This window comes from Stutzerimonas stutzeri (genome assembly GCF_000935215.1).
Taxonomy (GTDB): domain Bacteria; phylum Pseudomonadota; class Gammaproteobacteria; order Pseudomonadales; family Pseudomonadaceae; genus Stutzerimonas.
In genome coordinates this window covers 47,164-57,912 of record NZ_JXXD01000083.1, presented here as the reverse complement: position 1 = coordinate 57,912, position 10,749 = coordinate 47,164, and the positions used below count along the sequence as shown (strand labels likewise).

The window sequence follows — 10,749 nt, the reverse complement described above, 5'->3', positions numbered from 1 at the left end:
GCGAGCCAGGCCCTGTTTGAGCTGCTGCACGGCGGGCTTGAGGCCGTCCTTGCGCAGCAGCGGCACAGCTTCCTGCAGCGCGAGCTCCCAGCTCGGTTGCAGGGTGCCGGCTACGGGCGGCTCCTCCTGTCTGGCGGCCGTTGTCGGCTGCACATGGGGCATGACCTGGCCACTGATCCAGGCACGGGTTTCGGCATCGGCAAACGGGGTGCCGTCGTGAAAGCACAGTTCTTCCAGACGCGGTACGCGTTGCAGGAACAGCGCGAGCTGGATCTCCACTTCGCGCATGGCCTGCGCGGCGTCCAGCTCCTGCAGGCACTCCCAGGCCAGGCGCTGGCCGTCCAGCCAGAACGGCGCGCGCGCGGTGCTGTTTTCCAGGTCCACCAGCAGGTCGGCGTACTGCCCTTGAGCGAAGCGTTCGCGGTAGCTGGCGAGCTTGTCGGCGGGCACGCCACGTAGCGCGGTAATCTGCTCGCTGTTGTGCTCCGGCAGGCTGTCGATGCTCAGCCAGAGCAGGGTTCGCGCGAGGCGCAGGGGGCGCAGATCGCTGGTGCGCTGCTTGAGCCACCAGGCGGTCAGTGGGCGCGCCTGCTCCTGCAGGTTGCGCACGGCCTTGAGCGCTTCCTTGTCGTTCTCTATCGTCGAGCCGGGAGCGAAGACCTGGCTGGCGACCTGCTTGACCTGGGCAATGGCCGCCCCCACCGTACCTGGCTGCGCCTGTCCCTGACTGGCGCGTTTGACCATGCCGTCGAGCTGGCGGCACAGCGGCAGCAGCAGCGGTGCGTCTTCGCCCAGATGGCCGGACAGGCACTGCTCCAGCGCATGCAATTGCTCGGCGAGGCTGCGGAACAGGGGCAGTTGCTCGCCGACTGGCACGTCTTCGGAGAAGGTCTGTTCCAGGCGCGGCAGCAACCAGTTGATCGCGGCGGCGCGGGTGCGTGGCTTGCGTGGGTGCAGCTCGTCCCAGTGATTGCTGCACAGGTATTGCAGCAGGCTCAGGCCAGCCTGTAGCCCAGCGAAGGATTCGCGTTGGAACAGGCTCCATGTAAGCCAGGCTGCCGCTCGGAGGTCCTTGGACAGCGACGCGAGCAGCACTTCGCTGCCTTCGCGGACCTTCTGCCAGTCGATGCCGGTGGTCTGGTGCAGTGCCCCGGCCTTGGCAAGTTCAGCCTCGAGCAATTCGTATTCGCTGCTGTAGCGAATATCGTCGCCAGCGAAATTGCTGTCATTGACCGGCTTTCTGGCAAGTTCCAGATAATGCTTGCTGAGTGCGCTGGCGTGCATTGGGTCTTCCGTGACGCTCAAGTTCGATCCGTGAACTTTGAAACATGCCGCCAATATCAAAAGCGGAATGTTTCCGAGAAAAGGGGTGCGCAACTTCTTGCACACCGTCCCTGCGCAAAAAATTGCACAGGGCCTTATGGGGTGGGCATCCTAGACGTGGGGTATGTGTCGTTCAAGGCGAGAAGTGTGATCTCCGTTGCAGCTGGGAATATTAACCAGCTGGCGACGGAACTAATTCAAAACGGGGGGTTAAGTTGCCTTTGTATAACTACTTACTTCGTAGGAAATATGCCGGTTTCTTGTAAGAGAATACTTACGTGCAACTTTATACCCGGTCACAGAATTGGGGGCGATTAATGTTATAGGCCGCTGGAAGTTGCCGATATGGACACAGCCAGGGTGTGGCGCTGACCCGGCTGGAGCACCACCGCGTCGTCCAGCACATTGGCCGTCTCGATGCACAGCATCCGCTGCCAGGCATCGTCGGCGAAGCTCGTCAGGCGCCGCGCCTTGTCGATCCACGGATTCCATAACACGGCGGACATCGACCCGCTGGTGGTCAGTCGGATGCGCCGCTGCCACGCCGGATCGACAAGATTCAGGGTGGCCGGCAGCTGCTGGTAGACACGATCGGTTTCGCCGCTGAAATGCAGGTCGTCCTGTTGCTGGCATTCTTTCCAGTCCAGCAGCGTGTCGATGTATGGGCAGCCGGCAAGGCCCTCCACACGCACCTGATGGATGTCGCTGACGGCGAAGTAGCTGTGCAGCGCCTGGCTGAAGGCAGCGCTTTCGTCGCCGTCGTTGCGGCTGCTGAGGCTGAGCTGGAGATCATCGGCGAGTCGAATCCGCAACGTCAGTTCGACCGGATGCGGCCAGCCCGGCAACGCGCCGAGCGCCTGCGGACAGTCGAACTCGAGAATAGCCGCATCGCCATCGCTGCGTTGTTCGCGCAACTGCCAGGGCAGCGTGCGTACCAGGCCATGGAAAGGTGCGGGTTGTTCGCCGTGGTAGCTCGCCTGCACGGCCTGCGGATTGCGCGCCAGGTCGCCGAACCACGGCCAGCAGATCGGCACGCCGCCGCGTACCGACTGACCCTGCTGGAAGGCTGCCTCTTCGCTGAGCCAGATGATCGGTGGTGCGTCGCCCTGGCGATAGCTGAGGATCTGCGCGCCCTGTTCGGCGATCAGCAGTTCGTCCTCGCCGCGGCGGACTCGCCAGACGGCGAGCTGGTCCATTTCGATGCGTTGGATATCGACAGGCATGGGCAATCTCGTGATGGGCTCGGGTTTGCGTCTGACAACGGTCACAAGGCGAGATTTCATCCGCCTCCGGGGCGTGGGGTGGATGTTGCTTATTACATCCAGCGTGGCTCCGTTCGATAGGGCCACTCGGTGGGGCGCCACCCGGTGGATCGCCATGGTGGATCGCCGGCGCGCGATCCACCCTACAGGTCGCGCGGTCAGCGACCCTGGCAGGCGTCGACCCGGAGCCAGCGTTCCAGCAGCTTGAAGCCCTGCATCAGGATGAAGGCGATCAGCAGGTAGATCAGGCCGGCGGTGAGGAACATTTCCTCGTGCAGGTAGGTGCGGGCGGCGATCTTGCGCGCCATGCCGGTCAGTTCCAGCAGCGTGATGGTGCTGGCCAGGGCGCTGGCCTTGAGCATCAGGATCACTTCGTTGCTGTAGGCCGGCAGGCCGATGCGCGTCGCGCGTGGCAGGATGATGTGCAGCAGCGCCTGCGCCCGTGACATGCCCAGCGCCCGCGCGGCTTCGACTTCACCCGGCGGCACGTTCTGGATCGCTCCGCGGATGATCTCGGCGATATAGGCGGCGGTGTGCAGGGTCATGGTGATGATCGCGCACCAGTACGGGTCACGCAGGTACGGCCAGAGCACGCTTTGGCGCACCACCTCGAACTGCGCCATGCCGTAGTAGACCAGGAACAGTTGCACCAGCAGCGGGGTGCCGCGGAAGAAGAAGATGTAGCCATAGGGCAGCGCGCGTATGGCCAGCAGGCGGGAGGAGCGGGCAATGCCCAGCGGCACGGCGAGGATCAGCCCGGCGACGACCGAAACGCCGACCAGTTGCAGCGTCAGCCAGGCGCCTTCGATGAAGCTCGGCAGCCACTTGATGAAGATTTCCCAGGTCATGCTGCGCTCCGCACGAAGCCGCGGCCGGCACGTTTTTCAAGAACATGCATACCGATCATGGCGACGATGGTCAGGCACAGGTAGATGAAGGCGGCGACCAGGAAGAAGGTGAAGGGTTCCTTGCTGGCGGTCACGGCGATCTGCGAGCGGCGCATGATCTCTTCCAGGCCGATGACGGATACCAGTGCCGTGTCCTTCATCAGGATCATGAACAGATTGCCCAGACCCGGCAGCGCCAGGCGCCACATCTGCGGCAGGATCAGCCGCGTGAAGATCCGCCGTTTGCCCAGCCCCAGGGCCAGGCCAGCCTCACGGTGTCCCTTGGGAATGGCCAGCAGCGCCCCGCGGAAGACTTCGGTGGCGTAGGCGCCGAAGCACAGACCAAGGGCTATGGTGCCGGCGGCGAACGGGCTGAGGGCCAGGTTCTCGATGCCAAACAGCTCGCCGATGCCGCGAATCAGGCTGATGGTGCCGAAATAGATCAGCAACACCCAGAGCAGTTCGGGTACGCCGCGCACGATGGTCGAGTAGGTGCCGCCGAGCCAGCGCAGCGCGCTGTAGGGCGAGGTCTTGGCGAGAGCGCCGAGCAGGCCGAGCACCAGCCCCAGCGCCAGGGAGGCGAGGGCCAGTTGAATGGTCATCCAGGTGCCGGCGATAAGCGCCGGACCGAATCCGTGAAGGTCAGGAATCATAGAAACTCAAACACCGAAGCCCGGTCGGCCAGTTTCAGGCGACCGGGCTTCGGCTCGGTTGGATCAGTAAATGCTGAACGGGAAGTACTTGTCGTTGATCTGCTTGTAGGTGCCGTCAGCGATGATCTCGGCCAGCGCCTTGTTCAGCTTCTCACGCAGCTCGTCGTTGCCCTTGCGCACGGCGATGGCGATCTTGTCGTCATCGAATACCGGCTCGCCCTTGAACTCGAAGCCCTTGCCAGCATCGCTCTTGAGCCATTCCCACTGCACGAAGGTGTCGGCCAGGATGCCGTCGACGCGGCCGGAGGCCAGGTCCAGGTAAGCGTTTTCCTGAGTGTCGTAGAGCTTGATGTCGACCACGCCGTCCAGGTTGTCTTCCAGCCAGGTGCCGGCGATGGTCGCGCGCTGGGCGCCGATGACCTTGCCGTCCAGGTAGTCCTTGTCGGTCTTGAAGTCGGTGGACTTGGGGGCCACGAATTGCAGCTTGTTGGTGTAGTAGTGATCGGTGAAATCGACGGCGTTCTTGCGCTCTTCGGTCACCGACATCGAGGCGGCGAGGAAGTCGAACTTGCCTGCGTTCAGCGCCGGGATGATGCCGTCCCAGTCCGAGGTGACCACTTCGCACTCGGTCTGCATCTTGGCGCAGAGGGCGTGGGCAATGTCGAGGTCGAAACCGACCACCTTGCCGCTGGCATCGATCAGGTTGAAGGGCGGGTAGGCGCCTTCTGTACCAATCCGTAGTTTTTCCGCGGCGAATGCCTGGGTGCCGATGATCAACGATGCAGCAGCGGTCAGCAGGATCTTCTTATAGCTCTTCATGCGGTGTTGCTCCATTAGCGATGGCTTGACATGAATTGTTTACAGCGCGCCGATTGAGGATTGTCAAATACCTGCTCGGGCGTTCCTTGCTCCTCGACCAGGCCCTGGTGGAGGAATACCACTTCGCTGGATACCTGCTTGGCGAAATTCATCTCATGGGTGACGAGCAGCATGGTGCGGCCTTCTTCGGCGAGCGACCGGATCACTGCAAGCACTTCTTGTACCATTTCCGGATCGAGTGCCGAGGTGGGCTCGTCGAACAGGATCACCTTGGGCTGCATCGCCAGCGTCCGCGCAATGGCCGCGCGCTGCTGTTGACCGCCGGAAAGCTGATTGGGATAGACGTGGCGTTTGTCGGCGATTCCGACCTTGGCCAACAGCGCCTCGGCCACCTCGGTGGCTTCGGCCTTGCTCTGGCCGAGCACGCGGCGCGGTGCCTCGATGATGTTGTCGAGGATGGTCATGTGCGGCCAGAGGTTGAAGTTCTGGAACACAAAACCCAGTTCGCTGCGAATCCGATTGAGCTGCTTACCGTCGGCGGCGACCAGGTCGCCCTGCTTGTCGCGCTTGAGCTTGAGCTGCTCGCCGGCCACCAGAATCTCGCCCTCGTGGGGGTTTTCCAGCAGGTTGATGCAGCGCAGAAAGGTGGATTTTCCGGAGCCTGAAGAGCCGAGGATGGAAATCACATCGCCATCGCGGGCGGTCAGCGAAATGCCTTTGAGAACTTCCAGATCGCCGTAGCGCTTGTGCAGATTGCGGATTTCCAGTGCAGGGATGGCCTCGGCCATGAGGGGTCCTCTTACAGACCGGCGAAGGCCGCCATGGTCTAGATATCTGATGGTGCGCTCCGCGCGAACTGCTCGCCGTCCTGGCGAGGCGCAAACCTAGCATGCGATGCGGCATGCGCCAAGCGCGATGCGGCGTTGAGCGGTGTGACCAGTCGGTCACGTTTCGCTGGTCGCCGATGCGCCCCTATCTATATAGATGAAATCGGTGCTGTACGCGCAGGCACACTCCGGTGCCTTGCGTAAACGGCAGGCTCGGTCCGCTTCCGTGCGGCCCGAAGCGGCCAGGGTCTCAGCTCGCTTCCGGCTTGGGCGTGTTTTGGTCGTCGGAGAGCATTTCGTCGTGCTCGGCCATCTTCCACGGCAAGCTGCCCGGCGAGATGTGCAGGAAGTGCAGGTACTTTTCGAACTGGTCGAGTATGTCGCTGATGATGTCCGCCTGGTCGTATCCGTAGACGTCGTAATGCTGGCCGCCGCGGCGCAGGAACACCTCGGCACGGTAGTACTGCTCGTCGGCCTCCGGCCCTTCGGTCAGCGCGAACGCCGGCATGGCGTAACCGACCGCACGGATCTCGTAGATGAAGTCCACCTGGTCGTCCTTGATGACCTCCAGGTAGAGCCGCGAGTGGGCTTCATCGGTGTGCACTTCGGCAGCCCATTCCTGGCCACTGAGTTCGCGCTGCACCCGGCGCATCGCCTTGAGCACCGTGGTGTTCATGAAGTCGTCGACCTCTTCCCTGCTGGGAAAGCTGACCATCCCCGCCAGGCGCTTCTTCCACAGGCCGGGACCGGCGTTGCTCGCCAGCCGGCTGCCCTGCATGTGGCTTTGCAGGCTGGTTTCGTGGTGGCCTTCGATCACCAGAGCACGCCACATGCCCAGCGCGGCGATCATCATGATGATTGCGAAGGGCAGCGCGCTGGCGATGGTCATCGTCTGCAGCGCGCTGAGGCCGCCGGCGAGGAGCAGGGCGGACGCAACTACGCCCTCGATGCTGGCCCAGAACACACGCTGCCAGACCGGCGTGTGCAGCGCGCCGCCGGCGGCCAGCGAGTCGATGACCAGGGAGCCGGAGTCCGACGAGGTAACGAAGAAGGTGATGATCAGAACCACCGCCAGGAACGAGGCTATGGACGTCATCGGTAGCAGTTCGAACAGTTTGAACAGCGCGATGGCGTTGTCCGCCTGCACATCCGAGATCAGCGAGGTGTAGCCTTCGACCATGATCATGTGCAGCGCGGTGTCGCCGAATACCGAAAACCAGAGGAAGGTGAAGATGGTCGGTACGAACATCACGCCGAAGACGAACTGGCGAATGGTCCTGCCGCGGCTGATCTTGGCGATAAACAGGCCGACGAAGGGCGACCAGGCGATGGTCCAGCCGAAGATGAACAGCGTCCAGTTGCCGATCCAGTCGCTGCGGCTGTAGGCCTGCAGGTTGAAGGTGCGCTCGATGATGTTGTTCAGATAGCTGCCGGTGTTCTGCAGAAACGTTTCGAGGATGAAAATGGTAGGCCCGACCAGAAACACGAAAAGCATCAGGCCAATCGCCAGGATCATGTTCAACAGCGACAGGTTCTTCACGCCCTTGTCCAGACCGGCGACCACCGAGCAGATCGCCAGGCCGGTGATGATCGCAATGGCGATGATCTGCACGTTGATGCTGATCGGTATCGACGGCCAGAGGTAGTTGATGCCCGCGTTGATCTGCGTGACGGACAGGCCCAGCGTGGTGGCGATGCCGAACAGCGTGCCGAGAATCGCGAAGACATCCACCACATGGCCGATCGGCCCGTGGATGCGCTCGCCGATGATCGGATAGAGCGCCGAGCGCATCGACAGCGGCAGGCCGTGGCGGAACGAGAAGTACGCCAGTACCAGGCCGGTCAGGCCGTAGATGGCCCAGATATGAAAGCCCCAGTGGAAGAAGGCGATCTGCATGGCCTGCTTGGCCGCGTCGACGGTTTCCCCCGCACCGGCGGGCGGCGAGGCGTAGTGCAGTACGGGTTCGGCCACGCCGAAGAACAACAGGGCGATGCCGTAGCCGGCGGAAAAGAGCATGGCGAACCAGGCCGGGAAGCTGTACTGCGGCTCGGCGTGATCCGGACCCAGCTTGATGTTGCCCCAGGGCGTCATGGCGATGCCGACGATGAACACCAGGAAAAAGGCGACCGAGAGCATGTAGAACCAGCCGAAATTGGCAGTGATGAAGGCCAGCGTCGAGCTGAACACCTCACCGGCCAGTTCCGGGTTGCTGATCGTGCCGATCACCAGCAGGAGCGTGACGATCACGGCTGGGATGAACACGGGGAACAGGATGATGGCCTTGGGCATTTTCTTGGCGGCGTCCATGGGCGGTCAGCCTCCCTTTGCGAATGGGTGATGAGCGGGATGTACGCGGCGAAACCTCCGGAGAGCCCGAACGCTGCCTCTGGGGTAGACGGCCCGAAGCGCCGAATGATTCAGCGAAAAGATGGGTTGGGTGCCGATTGACCGATAGCGCCGGTGCTAGAACGCGGGCTCCAGGCCATGGCGCCGTAGAATGGCCGCAACGCTGCCGTCGGCGATCAGCGCCTCGAGCGCGTCGTTGAAACGTTCGAATTCGGCTTCGCTGACCGCGGCGCGGGAAAGGCCGATCGCGTAGGACACCGGTTGCAGCTCGCCTGCCTCATGAATATTGGCGAGCCTTTCCTGATCGATCAGATGCCAGGCGACGTCCTGATTGACCACGGCGACGCCCTGTTCGCCGAACCTGCCGGCCTCCAGCATGCGCAGCAGCCGCCGGTTATCCGCCTCCAGAATCAGCGTCACGTCGCCGACCTCAGCCAGATGCTGACCGAGCACGAAGGAGGTTCCGGAGGGCCCATACACGGCGACACTGCGTCCCGCCAGGTCCTCGGGCGATGGAAGACGAAGCGGCTCGCCGACCGTGCATAGACCCCATAGCGGGAGGTGACGAGCATGCGGGTGAGGTGGAACGCGCGCTCGCGATCCGGTGAGCGGATCACGGTGAAGATCCCCTGCGCTTCACCGTCCTCGGCCAGCGCCAGTGCGCGTCGCCAGGGCAGCAGCTGCACCGGACAGTCGATTCGTAGCCGCGCGCAGACGGCTGCAACGATCTCGACGAAAGGCCCGGCTGCACGGTCCTCGGTGCCGGTGGCCGCCGTGGCATAGCTGAACGGCGGGAAGTCCTCGGTGACGAAGCGCAGCTCATCGGCTTGGCAATTGCCCATGAGTGCCAGGCCGACGACTATCGCAATCCATCGAGTGGGCATGCTGCAAGCTCCAGGCGATCGGCAGGGCGGCAATACGCTCCACGCCCTTGCAGGCTAGCGTGTCGCCGTCCGCGGCGCGACCCCCGAATCAGGGTAGCCAGCGCAGCAGGCCGGACTTCCAGGCGAGTGGCGTCGATCGATGCGAGCACCCCGGGCTAGCGGGTCTTGCGCATCTGCTCGCGCCATTCCCATGGCGGTTGCTGTTCGGTCTTGTGCAATGACCACAGGCCGCGCCGGAACTCGCGGGCGACCGCCTCCAGATCGAGCAGCGAGCGGTCGTCAAGGTGACCGCGATACGCCCAGGCTGCGCCAGACCTGACCATCTCCGAATTGACGTCGATGTTGCCAACGCCGACTCGCGCCAGGGTCCGTCCCAGGTCATCGCGGCCCTTGACTACGAGCGTCACGTTCTTGCCGAAGATGTGGTCGGAGAGCGCTTGCCGGGCCTGGCTGCCGTAGGGTTGCTTGAGCTCCGGGGTGTCGATTTCCGCCAGCCGGACCCTGAAACGTTCACCCGCGTTGGTCCGGCAGCTGAAGGTGTTGCCATCGGCGATGCCGATCACCCGGCAGTCGAACGATTCGGCAGAGGCAGGCATGGCAGTTATGAGCAGGGCGGCAAGCAGGTAGCGCAGCATGAGGGGGCATCCATGCGGTTCGGGGCGGGCGAGGGTAGCAGGCCGGTCGCCGCCCTGATTGGCGCCAGGTCTCAGATGGTCCGTCTGCGTTGGCGAAATGGCGGCCGGTCACGCATGCCGAGAAATACGCCGAACCGCCGCCTTGCCATGGCGCGCGCAACGCTCAGAAGGCGGCTTCGAGTTGGTGCTGGCGCAGGATCTTCGGCACCGTGCCATCGGCTATTGCCGCGTCCAGCGCCTGCTCGAACGCTTCGAACTGTGCCGCGCTCACCGTCTTGCGCGAAAGACCGATGCCATAGCTGATCGGGCCCATTTCGCCAGCCTCGCGCACATCGGCAAGTCGCTCTTCCTCGATCAGGTGCCAGGCAACATCCTGATTGAGCACCGCCAGGCCGTCCACACCGAAGCGCCCGGACTGCAGCATGCGCAGCAGTCGGCGATTGTCGGTAGTCAGGTGCAGGCGTACGTCGGGCACCGACTTGAGGCGCTCGGACAGCACGTAAGAGGTGCCGGATGGGCCATAGACGCCAATCAGCCGGCCCGCCACATCACCTGGTTGGTTGAAGACGAAGCTGCTCTCGGCCTGGGCGAAAACACTGTAGCGAGAAGTAACCAGCATCCGGCTGATGTGGAACATCTGCTCGCGCTGCGGTGAAGATGTCAGTGTGAATATTCCGTCCACCTGTCCCTGTTCGGCCAGGCGGAATGCGCGCTGCCAGGGATACAGGGTGATCGTGCATTGGTGCTGCAAGCGTGCGCAGATCGCATGTACCACCTCTACAAACGGGCCGGCCGCACCAACGCCTGCGGTTTCGCTGGCCGGGGCGTCAGCCGGGTAGGTGAACGGCGGGAAGTCTTCGGTCACGAAACGCCACTGCGCCGCGCCGGCCGGGGCGGCGTTCGACAACAGCCATATCAGCAGAATCGAGAGAATCCTGTGCACCGTTCGGCTCCTTGCGCTGTGCAGCATTCCTTGGCGGTTCGACGCGGCCGGGCAACATCTCGCTCAAGCCCGCTCCGTTAGCATCAGCCTAGCGCAGAATGAAGTCGGAGCGATTAAGTGATAAGGCCTGGCCGGGCATGCGTGGCACGTGCGGCGATTCGCCGAGGGA

9 protein-coding genes and 1 pseudogene are annotated in these 10,749 nt (G+C 63.2%); all 10 read right to left on the bottom strand.

What is annotated here, in order from left to right:
• A partial coding sequence (tssA, locus tag LO50_RS09915) for a type VI secretion system protein TssA (RefSeq protein ID WP_044314869.1) occupies positions 1 to 1,284 on the bottom strand: 1,284 nt, incomplete at its 3' end.
• A gap of 359 nt (positions 1,285 to 1,643) precedes the next feature.
• Positions 1,644 to 2,546, bottom strand: a complete 903-nt coding sequence (locus tag LO50_RS09910) for a D-hexose-6-phosphate mutarotase (RefSeq protein WP_044314868.1) — start codon at positions 2,544 to 2,546, stop codon at positions 1,644 to 1,646.
• 197 nt (positions 2,547 to 2,743) lie between these two features.
• Positions 2,744 to 3,433 carry an ABC transporter permease gene (locus LO50_RS09905; protein WP_044314867.1) on the bottom strand — a complete coding sequence of 230 codons (690 nt, stop codon included), beginning with the start codon at positions 3,431 to 3,433 and terminating at the stop codon, positions 2,744 to 2,746.
• Complete coding sequence (locus LO50_RS09900) at positions 3,430 to 4,125, bottom strand: ABC transporter permease (RefSeq protein ID WP_044314866.1); 696 nt, start codon at positions 4,123 to 4,125, stop codon at positions 3,430 to 3,432. Before LO50_RS09900 ends, LO50_RS09905 begins: the two co-directional genes overlap by 4 nt.
• Before the next feature lie 63 nt (positions 4,126 to 4,188).
• A complete protein-coding gene (locus LO50_RS09895; protein WP_023444040.1) occupies positions 4,189 to 4,944 on the bottom strand; it encodes an ABC transporter substrate-binding protein in 756 nt (251 codons plus the stop codon).
• 14 nt (positions 4,945 to 4,958) lie between these two features.
• The gene (locus LO50_RS09890) at positions 4,959 to 5,732 is read right to left on the bottom strand and encodes an ABC transporter ATP-binding protein (protein ID WP_003281313.1); all 774 of its coding nucleotides are present in this window, start codon (positions 5,730 to 5,732) and stop codon (positions 4,959 to 4,961) included.
• 289 nt (positions 5,733 to 6,021) lie between these two features.
• Complete coding sequence (locus LO50_RS09885) at positions 6,022 to 8,079, bottom strand: BCCT family transporter (protein ID WP_044314865.1); 2,058 nt, start codon at positions 8,077 to 8,079, stop codon at positions 6,022 to 6,024.
• A gap of 156 nt (positions 8,080 to 8,235) precedes the next feature.
• Positions 8,236 to 9,002: pseudogene (locus LO50_RS09880) on the bottom strand (substrate-binding periplasmic protein).
• A 155-nt stretch (positions 9,003 to 9,157) separates the two neighbouring features.
• Complete coding sequence (locus LO50_RS09875; protein ID WP_044314864.1) at positions 9,158 to 9,637, bottom strand: thermonuclease family protein; 480 nt, start codon at positions 9,635 to 9,637, stop codon at positions 9,158 to 9,160.
• A 163-nt stretch (positions 9,638 to 9,800) separates the two neighbouring features.
• Positions 9,801 to 10,580 carry a substrate-binding periplasmic protein gene (locus LO50_RS09870; protein WP_173425584.1) on the bottom strand — a complete coding sequence of 260 codons (780 nt, stop codon included), beginning with the start codon at positions 10,578 to 10,580 and terminating at the stop codon, positions 9,801 to 9,803.
• Positions 10,581 to 10,749: the final 169 nt, after the last annotated feature.

Excerpts from the sequence above, each read along its gene's own strand:
- LO50_RS09885 (WP_044314865.1), bottom strand. The coding sequence starts at position 8,079 with ATGGACGCCGCCAAGAAAATGCCCAAGGCCATCATCCTGTTCCCCGTG.
- LO50_RS09890 (WP_003281313.1), bottom strand. The coding sequence starts at position 5,732 with ATGGCCGAGGCCATCCCTGCACTGGAAATCCGCAATCTGCACAAGCGC.
- LO50_RS09895 (WP_023444040.1), bottom strand. The coding sequence starts at position 4,944 with ATGAAGAGCTATAAGAAGATCCTGCTGACCGCTGCTGCATCGTTGATC.
- LO50_RS09900 (WP_044314866.1), bottom strand. The coding sequence starts at position 4,125 with ATGATTCCTGACCTTCACGGATTCGGTCCGGCGCTTATCGCCGGCACC.
- LO50_RS09910 (WP_044314868.1), bottom strand. The coding sequence starts at position 2,546 with ATGCCTGTCGATATCCAACGCATCGAAATGGACCAGCTCGCCGTCTGG.
- LO50_RS09875 (WP_044314864.1), bottom strand. The coding sequence starts at position 9,637 with ATGCTGCGCTACCTGCTTGCCGCCCTGCTCATAACTGCCATGCCTGCC.
- LO50_RS09905 (WP_044314867.1), bottom strand. The coding sequence starts at position 3,433 with ATGACCTGGGAAATCTTCATCAAGTGGCTGCCGAGCTTCATCGAAGGC.